Below are 15,546 nucleotides of genomic sequence, written 5' to 3' on the forward strand. Positions count from 1 at the left end.
TCAGTAAATAGCGGATAAAAAATTCGATAAAAAACTTTCTAATCTGCTTACCAAATGATCGATTGTAAATATAGTCGGTTCAACATAATCTTGATACAAGTAAAGGGAAGTGAAAGTACTACAAATAGTAGACTAAACGAGCCTGTATCTAATTTATCTGAAGTTGACTATCTTGTTATGTGATTGAGTCAGAGCGATATAAAGCCATGACCAATAGACTATTTTAAAAAATAGCTATTCTAACATTCTCCCTACTAATAATGGGGTGATAATCGTAAAAAGCAACGAATATACGAGAACGTTTTCTAGTATTTATAGCCGCTCATCACTGTCATTTCTAAATGAAAATCAATACTGCTATACGTAAAAGGGAGAACTGCAATAACAGTTCTCCCTTCATTAAATCTCGTCCATATTCAGTACAGTAACAACGTCTTAGTTAGCAGTTGCTTCTTCAGTTGCTACAGGCTGAGTAGCTGCAGCAGTAACCGGTGCTGCTTCAGGTGATTTGCCTGTTTTATCTGATAGTGAGTAGATATAAGCAGCAAGTAGCATGATGCGCTCATTACCTAGCTTAGTTTCCCACTGAGGCATAACGCCAGCACGGCCATAACGTAATGTATTACGTACAGTCTCACGCTCACCGCCATATAACCAGATGTTGTCAGTCAAGTTTGGTGCACCTGCTGAAATCATACCTTTACCGCTTTCAGAGTGACATAGTGCACACTGTTGCTTAAAGATAGCTTCGCCTTGATTAACCAAAGTTTGGTCAAGTTCACCGTTACTCTTACTACCGTTATTTGGAGATAGTGACAATACATATTCAGAAGCTGCACGTACACCGTCTTCGCCGATCTGATCGCGCCAAGCAGGCATACCGCCAATACGACCATTATGTAGCGTAGTCAGAATGTTGCTAGCTTCGCCGCCATATAACCAATCATTGTCTGTTAGGTTAGGGTAGCCTGTCGCACCTTTAGCGTTAGAGCCATGACATACAGAACAGTTCTGTAAGAACAAGCGGCTACCAACTTTTAAAGCATTCGGGTTTTCAGACAGTTTTTCGACATAAGGAGCAAGTTCTGCAACTTTTTCGTCAATTTTAGTCTGTAGATCTGCTGGTGGGTTTTCGCTACGACGCATGGTCGCTTGTAACTCGTTTAGCGTACCAAGTGTCGCAGTCGCACCTGCAGCATCTGCTTTTACCAAAATGCTTTTTTCAAAGTTATCAGTAAATACTTTGTTGTTACTTTCAAGCTCACTGAACAACTCGTTTTTAGAGGTCCACGGTACAGTTTCACCGTCAACTTCTACGGTGGCGATACCTTCCCAGTGTTTCGGGAACATAGCTGGAAAGAATACCCAGTACGCCACACCCCAAACGATCGAGCCAAAAAATATCACCAACCACCATTTAGGAAGCGGCTTGTCGTATTCTCGGATACCATCGTATTCATGACCAGTAGTACCGTCTTCCTCAACGTCTGGTTTGTATTTTAGTACAAACAACAGAACGCCAAGAATAAAAAGCCAGCAACCGAAACTGATTAGCGTGATCCAAGAACTCCAAAAAAATGTCATCATTTATCCTTATTGCGCTGCTCTTCAGACAGAGATTTTATATCCTCGTCATCAAGCGCAAGTTGTGCATCTTCTTCGAAGCGTTTTTTGTTTTTTGGCGAATACGCCCACCATGCAACGCCTACGAAGGCAATAAAGGCAGAAACGGTCGCAATTGTTTGTAATTCACCAATACCCATTAGCGCTGTCCTTCCATTGCGGTACCTAACTGCTGTAGATAGGCGACCAAAGCGTCAAGCTCAGTAGCGCCAAGCACTGCATCTGGAGCGCCTTCAATGTCTTCTTCAGTATAAGGAACACCGAAGCGATCGCGGAATAGACGCATTTTAGCTTGAATGTTTTCGCCATCTACTTCGTTAGTCGCCAACCAAGGGAAACCTGGCATAACTGATTCAGGCACTAGCGAACGTGGATTGATCAAATGTTGCTTTTGCCAATCTTCAGAATAACGGCCACCAACACGTGCTAAATCTGGTCCAGTACGTTTCGATCCCCATAAGAATGGATGATCCCACGTCGACTCAGCGGCACGTGAATATGGTCCATAACGTTCAACTTCTGCACGTAATGGGCGAACCATTTGAGTATGACAAACGTGACATCCTTCACGGATATAAATATCACGACCTTCAAATTCAAGCGCTGTCCAAGGCTCCATAGCGGGAAGGGGAGCGTTCACCCCACCTTCTTCAGGACCCTTGTTGTCATAGATCAATGGTACGATTTCAACTAGCGTTGCAAAACTAATAGCAATCACGATACCAATGACTAACAAGCCTGTATTTTTTTCAATAATTTCATGCGGTGTACCAGCCATGATCGCTCCTTATACGTTAGCTGTCGAAGGTTTTTCGACACTAGGTTCATGATCCGTTGGATCAGCGACATCTACAGGCTTACCTTCTGGCATTTTGAGTGTTTTATAGCAGTTATAAGCCATTACAAACATACCCGATACATATAAGAAGCCACCAAATGCACGGCCAATATATGGGAAATGCGAGAATTCAACAGTATCAACGAAGCTATATACCAAAGTACCGTCTGGGTTAGTAGCCAGCCACATCATGCCTTGGCCAATACCTGAGATCCACATAGACACGATATAGAAAATCGTTCCTGCAGTCGCTAGCCAGAAATGCGTGGTGATTAAGCTGATAGAGTACATCTTCGGTTTGTTATAAATACGTGGTAGCAGTACGTATAGCGAACCAATGGTAATCATACCAACCCAGCCAAGTGCGCCTGAGTGTACGTGACCAACTGTCCAATCAGTATTATGTGATAGCGCATTCACTGTTTTGATAGACATCATTGGGCCTTCGAACGTCGACATCGCGTAGAACGACAATGCAACAATCATAAAGCGAATGATCGGATCGGTACGCAGCTTATCCCAACTACCTGATAACGTTAGTACACCGTTAATCATACCACCCCAAGATGGTGCGAATAGGATGATTGAGAAGACCATAGCAAGAGACTGCGTCCAATCAGGAAGCGCTGAATAATGCAAATGGTGACCACCAGCCCACATATATGAAGCAATCAATGCCCAAAAGTGAACGATAGACAAACGATAAGAATAGATAGGACGGCCAATCTGTACAGGAACAAAATAATACATCATTCCAAGGAAGGCTGCCGTTAAGTAAAAACCTACCGCATTATGCCCGTACCACCACTGCACCATCGCATCAGTTGCACCGCCAAATAGCGAATAAGATTTGAACGCACTAACAGGAATCGCCATGCTGTTTACGATGTGTAGTAATGCAATCGTAATGATGAAAGCGGCAAAGAACCAGTTAGCCACATAGATATGTGAGGTTTTACGTTTGATGAGCGTACCGAAAAATACAATGGCATAAGAGATCCATACCAAGGCAATTAGGATATCGATCGGCCACTCAAGCTCAGCGTATTCTTTAGTTGAGGTCAAACCTAGAGGAAGGGTAATAACAGCGGATACGATAACCGCTTGCCAACCCCAAAAGGTAAACCAAGCCAAATATGGCGCAAATAAACGCGTCTTACAGGTACGCTGAACGATGTAGTAAGACGTTGCGAACAGGGCAGAGCCACCGAACGCAAAAATCACCGCATTGGTATGCAGTGGTCTTAAACGACTAAAGGTCAGCCATGGAATGTCAAAGTTGAGTGCTGGCCATGCTAACTGTGAAGCAATGAACACACCAAGACTCATGCCGACGATGCCCCAAACGACAGCCATGATCGTAAAAAATCTTACGATAGTAATTTCATACTCACGGTCAACTGGGGCGAATGCTGTGTTTTGTAAACTCATTGGATGATTCCTTTACAGCCCGAATTATCAACAGAATTAACCAACAATCTATGTTGTCTGCACTATAAATACTCTCAAATTTGTATTTATACTAGCGCCAACACATGTTGTTTTTTGGCTTATTTAGCGCAATGACGTCATTAACTATCGATTTAGGCCCTTACTGTCTATTAGTTAATACTAATAAATAGAAATAGGCATTTCATACACTTTACTTAAAGTCAGTCGATAGTAGGATTGTTAATAGATCATCAAGGTAAATAAGAAGACGCGCCGTTTTGAGCATCAAACATCTCATAAGGCTAAATATGTATCTTAATTATTACGAAAAAATCTGTACTAATGAAGATAGATACCCATATCTATAGGGCTATTAAAACGCATTGACCATAGATGTATGCTAGCGGCGGCTGACAAAAAACACGATTATGTAATGTTTGGTTAAAACTCCCGACTCTGTTTAAGGGTATTGTAACGCAATCCTAATTAAATATCATCAGAACTATGCGCCAAAATACAAACTCTTTGGTATAAATGTTAGCGAGCAACTTATTATTGCTGTGCTACTCCTCTATTTTATACACAATTTTGTCACTATTCTAGATGCTCATTTTGATTGAATAGGGGAGACGCTCGCTAAACATAAGCGTAGACCTGCAAAGAAGTTTTGTAACAATAACATTGCTGAGCCGATAAATAGGTTTTACTTCTTATCAAGTCGCCCTTTATAATGAGGCTGAACGTCATTAATGGCTATGCATCGCATAGGTCTATTGATAGCAATCATTTTAATAATTCTAATAGTTAGGCCAAGAGTGCCTCAAGGGATATTGGTCTGACAGAATATCAATTAAGGATAATATAATATGGCAGTTTTTTTGACAGATGAATGGTTTGAGCAAGTAGAAAAAATGGGCAACGAAGCAGGTGAGTTAAACTTACCGCCAGTACTTGCCAGTATGGTCGTCAATCTAAAAGTGGCTGAAGCTGATAAAACTATCGAAGCCAATTTTGCAAATGGTTTGCTGCATCGCGGCTTAAACGATAATGCAACAACGACACTGCTACTAGATCGCGATATTCTACAGTCTATCATCACTGATTTTGATACCAATCAAATCATGGGTGCGTTTATGAGTGGCAAAATCCGTGTCGAAGGCGATATGTCACAGTTGATGGCAGTACAGACTGCTCGACCAAGTGCAGAGCAAAAAGAGCTATACACTCGCATCAAATCAATGACGACAATGGCTTAATTGCATATTGATACGAATTTTACACCACGTTTTTGCGTTGTAAATCAGTAAGACACAAAAAAGCCCCTAATTCATATTAGGGGCTTTTTTATTGGGTAATCAAATAAGTAATAGCATAAAAAGCTGTAGAAAGTTTCTCAGCTAGGTTAGCTCGCTTTTGATTGCTGCGTCGAATTTGATTGGTTTTCTTTATATATTGCTGCTTGTAGCCACACGTTTGCTTGGACGTAGTCATGTACTTTGATGCTATTGGTTTCAGCAGTATTGAGCGCACCAATACGCACTACAAACGGATCTGCATCTTGCTCACGTAGCGTCACCACATCAAACAATATGATAGATTTACCGTTAAACACGGTTTCTTGCTTGCCAAGCACTTGCCCCTGACACCAAGCTTCATCTTCTTGTCCTAGCGTATCGCCAAACAAGTAAGCGCACATATGGCCTAAATTAATCTCAACAGGTGCCATTTGCTCTTTGGTTTCAGGTTTCCATTCACTGATTTGCTCTTGCAGATCATCAGGGATTTTTCCGTCATTTGCTGCCACGATGTCATTAAAGGCACGGTGATAACGGATAGACTCTTGATCTTCTACCATGATGACTTCGTTTTGCTCGCTTAGCTTAATTTCATGCGCCCAAGCACTAAAGTTGACATAATAAGAGGTGTCGCGCTGATATAGATGACGGTTGGTCGTATAGAGTTGATCAAACGCATAAATAATGCTGCCATCAGCAGTACGTAAGCGCAACACGGCATCGTGCGAGTTGTCATTAGCGATGACACGCTCAATTTTGCAGTTCAATCCGTAAGGACTATCGACACAAGGATAGGCATTGATAAAGCATTCTGGCTTACCATCCTTCATCGCGAGCACTTGATTAATATGACAAGGCTGATCTTCTGATAGAAGCAGGCAGCTGTCTTTTGCACTGACGTTGTTATTCAGGCCTTTAGGCATCGCTGCGACTTCGATCATTTTTTGTAGCCACTCAGGCACATCATGACTCATATCATCGGTCAGAATACGCCAGTGATCAGCGTGACCTGCAGACTGCTCATCGGTCAACGTGATCTTGGTGGGAGATTGAATGTTTTTGTATTGATAATTTATGGTCATGAAAATACTCAAAATTAAGTCAGCGTGAGGTTTGTATCTAATACTGTGTTTGCTTGTGTACCATCCAACATTTTAAATGATTGGTTTATGATGGTCAGCGATATTATCAGTAAATAGCGAGTAAACCTCAATGAGGGGTTAATGACAATTGTCTTTAGCATATAATATATAGGTATTGGTACAGCTAATAGCAAGCCCCCTATAAAAAATAATAACAAAACCCAGTTTTTTGGTAAAAAATACTCTCAGTTGTTGCTAATGACTGGCACATATCAGCTAGTTTGTGTCAAACTAGCTCCCTTTTGACAGCTGTTATTGGCTCGTCTGACACCCTGTTTTTGTGTTTGATTTATATGTGAGTAGTAGCAACTGTATGATGCATTTACTACTGCTCGTTATGCAACCTATATAAAGTCGCACGTAGATAAGATAAAGAGTTTGAATATGTTTCGTCCTTTAGCGTTATTTATCGGCTTACGATATACCCGAGCAGAACGTAGTAATGGCTTTATCTCCTTTATATCACTCATCTCGATGATTGGTCTGACGCTTGGGGTTGCCGTATTGATTACGGTGCTATCAGTGATGAACGGCTTTGACCGTGAACTGAAAACCCGTATTTTGGGAATGGTACCGCAGGCTACTGTGGTCTCATCAGAAATTATTGGCGACTGGGAACAGCTGGCTGATCAGATCAAAGAAGACCCAGAAGTGGCAGCTGTGGCGCCATTCATTCAACTGCAAGGGATGCTGACATCAAATGGTCAGGTCGCAGGGATCATGGTGACAGGCGTCGAGCCTGAATACGAAAAAAACGTCTCTATCATCAATGAGCATATGATTGAAGGTAGTATTGACACCTTGAAAAGTGGTGACTTCAGTATCGTGTTGGGTGAGGAGATGGTGCAGTCCTTGGGTTTGCAAATAGGGGATAAAGTGACGCTGGTATTGCCAGAAGCGTCACCATCACCAGCAGGTGTGATACCGCGATTTAAGCGTTTTACTCTGACAGGTATCTTTACGATCAGCCCAGAAGTAGACAGTCTCATGGCATTTATCCCGATGGGAGATGCGGCAAAGTTACTGCGTCTGCCAGAAGGTGCGCAGGGCGTACGCATGAAGCTGAACGATATCTTTACTGCGCCGATAGCTGCGGAAAAAGCGGCTGCTATCGCACCTGAAAAGCTATATCCAAATGACTGGACACAAACCCATGGCAATCTATTTGGAGCAATTCAAATGGAAAAAGCCATGGTCGGCCTATTACTATTTTTGATCATCTTAGTTGCCGCTTTTAACATTGTCTCAAGTCTGGTCATGCTAGTGACCGATAAAAAAGCAGATATCGCAATCTTAAAAACCTTTGGTGCGTCTCCTCGTTTGATTACGCAAGTCTTTATGGTACAAGGTGTGGTTATCGGTGTTATCGGTACTATCGCTGGTACGATACTGGGTGTGATATTTGCGCTTACGGTCAGCGATATTTTAGGCTTTATTAACCAAGCCTTCGGCCTGAACCTGTTTGATGCGTATTTTGTCAATTACTTGCCATCACAGTTGCGTTTGTTAGATGTGGTATTAATCACAGGTGCATCGTTTGTATTGAGCTTTTTGGCAACGATTTATCCAGCACGTCGAGCGGCTAAGATTCAGCCTGCTCAAACGCTACGCTATGAGTAATCGCAAACGCCTAACTGTTGAAATAAATAAATAAAATAAAGGAAGCGCTATGTCTGCCATTTTAGAGGCGACCAATATCAATAAGATATATGATGAAGGCGCGGTCAGTACACAAGTATTGACTGGTCTTGATCTGACTGTTCATGCGGGTGAGCGCATCGCTATCGTTGGAACCAGTGGTTCAGGTAAAAGTACGTTGCTGCATTTGCTTGGTGGTCTAGATACGCCAACCAGTGGTGAGGTTTGGTTGCATGGTCAGCTATTAAATAGCATGAATGAAACTGAGCGCGGTGCAATGCGAAATAAGCATTTGGGCTTTATTTATCAGTTTCATCACCTGTTGGCAGAGTTTACAGCAATCGAAAACGTAGCCATGCCGTTGCTCATGCGTCCAGAAGTATCAACGACTGATGCTCGTAAGCAGGCAGTTGAGATTCTAGAAAATGTCGGTCTTGAGCATCGTCTGATGCATAGACCAGGTGAACTATCAGGTGGCGAGCGTCAACGTGTAGCGATTGCACGCGCGCTAGTGACCAAGCCATCGCTTATTTTGGCGGACGAGCCAACAGGTAACTTGGACTATGATAATGCGCAGAGCGTTTTTGGTCTGTTGTCAGAGCTACAAAGCACCATGCAAACGGCGCTACTTATGGTGACGCATGATCGCAATTTAGCGGCGCTTGCTGACCGTCAGTTGTTGCTACGCAATGGGCATTGGGAACAGTATTAATAGTTTTGTGTATTAGGTCGAAAAACTGACTGAAACGCATCTATTGGCGTCTGTCATGAATGTAGTGGCTGTCATATTGAAGAGTTATTGTTGTATTATTAAGAAAATATATCATAGAAACTAGCGATTAAGCGGTTGTGAGCCAGCCGCCTTATCTATTTTATAAGGATGCGTAAAATGCGTAAAATGCGTGAAGATGATAATCCAATTGCGGCTTTTGGCAGTGCGGAAGAGGGTGATGAGCCGTTAAAGCCTTACATCGATCCAACTTTGTTTGAAACGCTTGATAGACAGGCGCAAACCGAGCTACTGACACCTGTGTTTGATGCCATCACTTTGGCTGGGGTTGATTACGACCTAAAAGTTCAAGACAGCGCGACAGGTAAGCGTTATACGCTATGTAAAAATGATGAAGTCATTGAGATCGTACCGATGGATAGCAATTTCACTGACAAAGTTTTGAATGCTATAGAGAACAGTAAAGAAGAATAAGCTCTGCTAGCTTAGATTAGCTAGGGCGTAAGCGTTATAGCCGTGTAATAAAGATAGATAACCTTATAACTTGTCAGATTCGTCAGAAGGTTTTTGCTGACGTTTCTGCCAGCTCGCTACGGTCTTATAACGCCAAATGGCCTTAAATGCCAAACCGCAAATAAGACTGGTGACCACGGCTAAAATCGTTAGCCCGATACAAAATGCAGCAAGTGATACTGTACCGCGATAAGTAATGAACGGATTGGCACCATTTGATAATGCCCATAAGCTAAAATCAGCAATCATTCTACCGATGAATCGCAAGCTAATCACAGGTGCATCAATGATCTTTGCACCGATATAGTATCCAGCATAAAATATTGGCAAGCTAGTGACTGGGTTAGTAATCCATGTCAAACCAAGCGCCATAGGGACATTGGCACGAAAAATAAGCGAGCCAATAAGTGCCAGTAACATCTGTCCTGGCAGCGGGAAAAATGCACTCAATACACCGATATAGACGGCCTTATTTAGGCTGTGTCGATTGAAATGCCATAACCTTGGATCAGCCAAGTGCGGTGCAAACAGCTTTAAAGTGCGACTTTCTAAGATTTTCTCTGGTGTAGGAAGTAGGTCTTTTAGACGTTTTTGGGGCACAGGATCGCCTTTAATCATTAACTACAGTCTACTCAATGGTATTGAGAAGCTGGTATAAAGTAATATATGGTGATTAGGATAAAGGTTAGAACACACAGAATGGTGGTGTCAGATAGTGACCACCTAATACGTTGCCTCAGTATAGGGTAATATAAATATAAATGCTATTGCATCGCGTGTCATTTGCTATAGTAAGTAACCATATTTGGCCGAATAATATTTAAGTCATCAAGCAAGGAGTGCTGGTGTACTGGTTGATTGGTAGTCTCATAATTATAGTTATGATGGGCGTATTGGCAGTCGCAGATAATGTGATAATGCCAACCGACTTATCTTTGCTAGATATGATTGATCCGTCCAATCTGTCTTTGGCGCTTATTATATTTGCCACAATTCTGTTGGCGTCTGCTCAATTTAACATACCCTCGATAGACAGCCACAACGCTGATAGCAATACCTCTAACAACACATCTCGCCATACTAAACTTCCTTTCCGAATTATTAGACACTTAGTCTTAGCTTTGTTAGCGGCTGCGTTAGTGATAGGCAGCGCACTGCAAGCTTTGGTTACTCACCAACGAGCAGAAACCAATGAAATAACTGCTCCGATACGAGTACAAGCACTCGTGCGTATCGAAGGGTTGAGCGACAGTGTTTATGATGCCACTACAGATAGCGGTTATAGACAAGTAGCAGTGATAACGAATATCGCTCCGTTAGGCGCTGAGCTAACGTCCCAAGAGTTAGCAACTAAAACATCCGACTACTTAAATGTAAATAAAAATAGCCTAAGCATCAATCACGATGTTAATCTCAATGAAGTTATTCTCAAGGTTAGCGAACACAGAATCTTACTTAACGCCTATCCAAAAAAGTCTGCAAATGATAGCCAGTTTGCATCCTTAAACGATTTGCAGCCTGGAGATGAGGTATTCATGAGCCTAGCACTGGCACCGTTGACTACTTCCGAGCAAGCAGTCAATAACCCTACTGGTTTTGACAGTTATCGCTGGTTGCGAGGTCGGCATATTGATGGCGTTGCAAGTATTTTGGCCGTTAGTCCTACATTGGTAAACAGTAACGAAATTAGCAATGAAATCAGCGCTGAAAAATATTCGAAGCAGACGCTAGACTCTGATTCATATCTTCAGCGTTTTCGTACTCGTATTGATCAAGGGCGTTGGCGATTACGACAGCATTTCTATCAAGACTGGTCAACGCAAACGACAGTAGAGCAACAAGCAAAAGCCGTGACATTAAGTCTGCTCACGGGTGATCGTAGCTTGATTAATCGTGATACTAAGGATTTATATCAACTGGCGGGTATCTCACATCTGCTCGCTATTTCAGGTACGCACGTACTGTTTTTAGCTATTGTGCTAGCAGGTATAGCCGTACTGCTGTTTGATCGTAATTATTCGGCGATTTACCGTCGTATTCCGCGCTGGCAAGTGCGCTGGTGGGTAATGATCGGTGCCGCTTTTATTTATGCGCTATTTACTGGTTTTGACGTGCCTGCTGCCCGTACGGCTTGGATGTTATTAGCGATTGGATTCGTTAGACTAACATTACTTCCTATCAGTACGATGCGCGTGCTATTGGCATTGGCTATATTTATGGCTTGGCATGACCCTTACGTATTATGGCAGGCGGGATACTGGCTATCTTTTATTGCAGTGGCGTTATTACTCAAGTATGACGATAAGTCGTATGAGCACCAAACTACTGTTACGACGAATTTATACGATAGTAAGCCACGTACTCATATCAATAACGCGCTATCTGGCCGTGTTTGGCGAATGGTCAAGCGTGTGTTTAAACTACAGTTTTGGCTGTTTCTTACTTTATTACCCGTTACGTTGCTTTTATTTGGTAAGGCGTCGTTATGGGGACTTTTTATCAATTTATTTGCTATCGGGCTATTTGGTTGGGTGATTGTACCGCTCAATCTATTAGCAGGACTATGTTACCTTCTGGTGCCGAGTATTGCTGATACTCTTTGGGTAATTATTAGTACAATAGTTGGTCATCTACACGATTTAATGAGTTGGCTGACGTCATTGCCAGCGCTATCGGATGCGTGGCTCTATACACCAGTTAATATCGCGATACTATCAATGGCTTTGCTAAGTGCATTGCCTTGGCTGTTGCCAGGAGGGTTACTCAGTCGTTGGTTGATGTTACCACCATTAACGTTGCTGATGATGACGGTGTATGCCAATCAGCAGTCACTGGTAACTGTACCGACCCTATATATTCTACCAACGGGTGATTCGTATATAACGGCAGCATTGCTACAATATCCTACTGTCAATGAAGACAGTACCAATTGGTTGTTCTTAGCTGATCATAGACCAGCCTCTACACGAACGATGCCAAGCAGCCTGACAGCAGATAAATTATCTGAAAATTTGAAGCAGCAACTGGGTAGTTTATCTGTCAATAATTTAGAAAGTATTGTCGTACAGAGTAGCAGTACCGGCCTGACGGATACGTTAATCTCTGGCGATAAGAATATTGCTAATACTAAAAATTCTGAATTACTACCGATGACCGTTGCTCAATTAAATAGTCGTTTATCCATTAGCCAATATTGGCAAGCAGGGCGCTCTGATCGTTGGTCTGCATTTCAGCAAGCTTACAAAACAGTTAAGCAGTCTGAATATACGCCCACTATCAGTGCCCAACGTTGTGAGCAAGGCAAAATATGGCAGTCGATTAACGATGAGTTGTCAGTACAAGCCATTACTGGTTGGACCAAAATAGGTGATACCAGCGTTTGGGATTGTACGATTGCTCTTGATACTAATCTGCCTATACGCGTTCTGAGATACAATGCGGCAGACCCACTCAATTCGTTACCTGCCAATTCACCTGTTAGCCCTCAAGTACAAGTAGCATCTAACCAGTTAACTGGCAAACAGTCAGAGTCTTTCCAGTCGCGTTTGATTTTAAATGCTGATACTCATCAACGCGTTTGGCAACTGTGGTCATTACTATGTTCAGTTGAATCGAATAATGATGACATGCTATTCAAAAATACACGTTGGCTTGGTCATAGCGCTTCGCAAATTACAGCTGATGTCATAAGTAGTCAGAGAGTCGATGAAGTTATAACCTATGATAATAAGCCCTTAGAAGCAGCATTATCGCTAAACAACTAAATCGCTAAATAACATTGATAGTATTCCCAATGCCGAGACTACTAATCCTTAAAAATAAGGCTGATATTATCAGCGTTACAATATAGTGATATTTCACAGTTATACTATTGAACCATTATCGAAATACCACCATACTTAGCAGCCTATTAATACAGGTCACTGACTATTAAAACAGGTCACAGATACTGTGAGACAGTATCAGTCAGGTATACACTACCGCTTTAACTGTATTTTTCGACAACCTCATTTCATTGTTTTAGATTGTTTCTAACTTAGGAAGTTATATGCCCAACTGGCCACCAGACCCTAACAAACGTCCTGATAACTCGGCAAATCAGTCAACGCAACTGCAGCAACCAAGCCCGCCAAGTGGACAAGAATGGAAGGTGCTGGAAAACACGTTATTAGCGAGTGTGGTTGAGCAGCGCCGCGCTCGTCGTTGGAGTATCTTTTTTAAACTATTGACCTTTGGTTATATCTTATTGATATTTTTGACCCTTGGTCGTGGTTGCAGCAGTGCGCCAACAGGTATGGACGCAGTCGATACTAGCGATCCACATTTGGCAGTGGTTGAGCTGCAAGGTGTCATCAGTAATGACGATGTGGCTAATGCGTATGATGTCAATGAAGCATTGAGAGACGCTTTTTCAAACAGTAACTCAAAAGCAGTAGCATTGGACATTAACTCACCTGGCGGTTCACCGGTACAGTCTGATGAGATTTGGCAGACCATGATGGACTTACGCCAAGAGTACCCAGACAAAAAGCTTTACGCAGTGATTGGTGATATCGGTGCGTCAGGTGCTTATTATATTGCGTCTGCCGCAGATGAGATTTATGTCAATCCGTCAAGTTTAGTTGGCTCTATCGGTGTCATTATGCCAAGCTACAACGTTAAAGGCTTGATGGACAAAGTTGGTGTAGAAGATCGTACGATTACGGCTGGTGAGTATAAAGATATCTTAAGCTTATCTCGTCCGTTGACTGACTATGAAGAAAATCATGTTGAAAAAGTACTAGCAAACACGCACAAGCATTTTATCAATGCTGTCAAAGAAGGGCGCGGTGACCGTCTGAAAAATCCTGAACAAAACAAACTGTTCTCAGGGTTATTCTGGACAGGTGAGCAGTCTATTGAGCTAGGCCTAGCAGACAAAACAGGTAGTATCACAAGTCTAAGTAAGCAACTAGATCTAGATACTATCATTAGCTATAGCCCAACTGATCCGTTCCAAATGTTTATGGACCGTTTTGCAGTGAAATTAGGTGCAGGTATTGGCTCTAGCGTTAGTCTTGATGTATTGCCACAAGAAAGCAACACTGGACAGATGCGTTAAGCGTTTTATGTTTTAGATATAATGTGTATGATTGTTAAGGCTGAGCATATAATTGTGCTCAGCCTTAATCGTATGCACTACCAAATAAAAACCTTGGTCTGAGTGATAGCCTGATTAAATTAGCTATACAACTATAACCATTAAACACAGTCGTCAAACTTGTCATATAAACATAGTTAGTTTTGAAGGGATTAGTTTTGATGCTGTTGGTTTTGATAATGGTATAAGGTTCAATCATTAAAATAATATATAACATAAACGATCCTATGAGAGTCTGTCATGAGTGATGAAATAAATTCGCAGTCCTTTGCTAAATTACCTGTCTCTAAAATAACCAATAAACCTGTGCTGCATTTTGCTCATGCTAATGGAATGCCAAGCGCGGTATATGAGCCATTTTTTGAAGGTTTATCAGAGTTTTTTACGATTGAATATATTGCGATGTTGGGCGATACGCCTGATTATCCAGTGGATGATCATTGGCGTAGTCTGACGCAGCAAATCATTGATAGCGTAAACAGTGCCTGCGAAAAGCATGGCGTTGCACAGGTAGTAGGAGTAGGGCATTCGCTTGGGGCTATGTGTACGTTGCAGGCCACGTATCGTCAGCCTGATTTGTTTGCACAAGCAGTGCTTATGGACCCGCCCTGGATTTATGGCAAGGTCAGCTTGTTGTGGCATTTGGCAAAGACAGCAGACAGATTACCGCTTATGAATAATCGTCTGATGGACAAACTGTCACCAGCTGGCGTGTCTAAGCATCGCCGTGATGTGTGGGATAGCCGGGATGAAGCATATGAGAAAATGCGACATAAAGGGTTCTTTAAGAATTTTGATGAGCGTAGCTTTCAAGGATATATCGATCACGGCTTACATGAGCGAGCGGATGGCAAAGTGACATTGGCTATCCCTAAAGCCAGCGAAGTCGCTGTGTTCCGTACCAATCCATCTTGGTATTGGCTGGCACCGAATCGTGGTCCCAAAGTGCCTGTGACTTTAATCATTGGTCAAGACAGTATTTTTTTGAAACGTCGCTTTCCGCAGCAGATAAAATCGCGCTTGGGCATCCCTTATGAAACTCATGAAGGAGGGCATATGTTCCCACTTGAGCATCCAGAGTCTGTCTCAACGCAGGTGTTAGGATTGATTAAGCAGCAATTGTCCAAATAAACGCAACATATCATCAATCATGTTTGTAATAGATATGAGCTGCCAGAGTATTTTTAAGTGATACC

The 15,546-nt window shown here is 42.3% G+C and carries 13 protein-coding genes; 7 read left to right on the top strand and 6 right to left on the bottom strand.

Annotated elements, in window-relative coordinates:
• Positions 1 to 435 precede the first annotated feature (435 nt).
• The 4 genes from Q0788_RS00785 to ccoN are packed head-to-tail and all read right to left on the bottom strand — an operon-like array spanning position 436 to position 3,892.
• Positions 436 to 1,584: a c-type cytochrome gene (locus Q0788_RS00785; protein WP_298807240.1), complete on the bottom strand. Its 1,149-nt coding sequence runs from the start codon at positions 1,582 to 1,584 to the stop codon at positions 436 to 438.
• Positions 1,584 to 1,763: a CcoQ/FixQ family Cbb3-type cytochrome c oxidase assembly chaperone gene (locus Q0788_RS00790; protein ID WP_057760804.1), complete on the bottom strand. Its 180-nt coding sequence runs from the start codon at positions 1,761 to 1,763 to the stop codon at positions 1,584 to 1,586. The genes Q0788_RS00785 and Q0788_RS00790 overlap by 1 nt, the downstream gene beginning before the upstream one ends.
• Entirely contained in the window at positions 1,763 to 2,401 is a 639-nt protein-coding gene (gene ccoO, locus Q0788_RS00795; protein ID WP_057760802.1) for a cytochrome-c oxidase, cbb3-type subunit II, read from the bottom strand. Before ccoO ends, Q0788_RS00790 begins: the two co-directional genes overlap by 1 nt.
• A 9-nt stretch (positions 2,402 to 2,410) precedes the next feature.
• Positions 2,411 to 3,892: a cytochrome-c oxidase, cbb3-type subunit I gene (ccoN, locus tag Q0788_RS00800; protein ID WP_298807241.1), complete on the bottom strand. Its 1,482-nt coding sequence runs from the start codon at positions 3,890 to 3,892 to the stop codon at positions 2,411 to 2,413.
• 866 nt (positions 3,893 to 4,758) lie between these two features.
• On the opposite strand from ccoN, the gene Q0788_RS00805 reads away from it, so the two are divergent.
• Positions 4,759 to 5,148 (top strand): SCP2 sterol-binding domain-containing protein, encoded by a 390-nt coding sequence (locus tag Q0788_RS00805; protein WP_298807242.1) that lies wholly within the window; start codon positions 4,759 to 4,761, stop codon positions 5,146 to 5,148.
• A 146-nt stretch (positions 5,149 to 5,294) separates the two neighbouring features.
• Here Q0788_RS00805 and Q0788_RS00810 read toward each other — a convergent pair whose 3' ends face one another.
• Positions 5,295 to 6,269: a hypothetical protein gene (locus Q0788_RS00810; protein ID WP_298807243.1), complete on the bottom strand. Its 975-nt coding sequence runs from the start codon at positions 6,267 to 6,269 to the stop codon at positions 5,295 to 5,297.
• A gap of 444 nt (positions 6,270 to 6,713) precedes the next feature.
• Here Q0788_RS00810 and Q0788_RS00815 point away from each other — a divergent pair, with 444 nt between their 5' ends.
• The 3 genes from Q0788_RS00815 (at position 6,714) to Q0788_RS00825 (ending at position 9,171) form a co-directional block, all read left to right on the top strand.
• A complete protein-coding gene (locus Q0788_RS00815; protein ID WP_102092330.1) occupies positions 6,714 to 7,949 on the top strand; it encodes a lipoprotein-releasing ABC transporter permease subunit in 1,236 nt (411 codons plus the stop codon).
• A gap of 49 nt (positions 7,950 to 7,998) precedes the next feature.
• Complete coding sequence (lolD, locus tag Q0788_RS00820) at positions 7,999 to 8,679, top strand: lipoprotein-releasing ABC transporter ATP-binding protein LolD (protein ID WP_057760792.1); 681 nt, start codon at positions 7,999 to 8,001, stop codon at positions 8,677 to 8,679.
• A 177-nt stretch (positions 8,680 to 8,856) separates the two neighbouring features.
• A complete protein-coding gene (locus tag Q0788_RS00825) occupies positions 8,857 to 9,171 on the top strand; it encodes a hypothetical protein (RefSeq protein WP_298807244.1) in 315 nt (104 codons plus the stop codon).
• 63 nt (positions 9,172 to 9,234) lie between these two features.
• On the opposite strand, the gene Q0788_RS00830 is transcribed toward Q0788_RS00825, so the two are convergent.
• On the bottom strand, positions 9,235 to 9,810 hold the full coding sequence (locus Q0788_RS00830; protein WP_227522947.1) for a DUF2062 domain-containing protein: 576 nt from the start codon (positions 9,808 to 9,810) through the stop codon (positions 9,235 to 9,237).
• Between the two features lie 245 nt (positions 9,811 to 10,055).
• Here Q0788_RS00830 and Q0788_RS00835 point away from each other — a divergent pair, with 245 nt between their 5' ends.
• The 3 genes from Q0788_RS00835 to Q0788_RS00845 all read left to right on the top strand — a co-directional run bounded on the left by Q0788_RS00835 (position 10,056) and on the right by Q0788_RS00845 (position 15,481).
• On the top strand, positions 10,056 to 12,974 hold the full coding sequence (locus Q0788_RS00835) for a ComEC/Rec2 family competence protein (RefSeq protein ID WP_298807245.1): 2,919 nt from the start codon (positions 10,056 to 10,058) through the stop codon (positions 12,972 to 12,974).
• Between the two features lie 284 nt (positions 12,975 to 13,258).
• Complete coding sequence (sppA, locus tag Q0788_RS00840; RefSeq protein ID WP_298807246.1) at positions 13,259 to 14,311, top strand: signal peptide peptidase SppA; 1,053 nt, start codon at positions 13,259 to 13,261, stop codon at positions 14,309 to 14,311.
• Positions 14,312 to 14,590: 279 nt separating this feature from the next.
• Positions 14,591 to 15,481, top strand: coding sequence for an alpha/beta hydrolase (locus tag Q0788_RS00845; RefSeq protein WP_298807247.1), 891 nt, complete (start codon positions 14,591 to 14,593; stop codon positions 15,479 to 15,481).
• Positions 15,482 to 15,546 lie beyond the last annotated feature (65 nt).

This window comes from uncultured Psychrobacter sp. (genome assembly GCF_947500265.1).
Lineage (GTDB): Bacteria > Pseudomonadota > Gammaproteobacteria > Pseudomonadales > Moraxellaceae > Psychrobacter.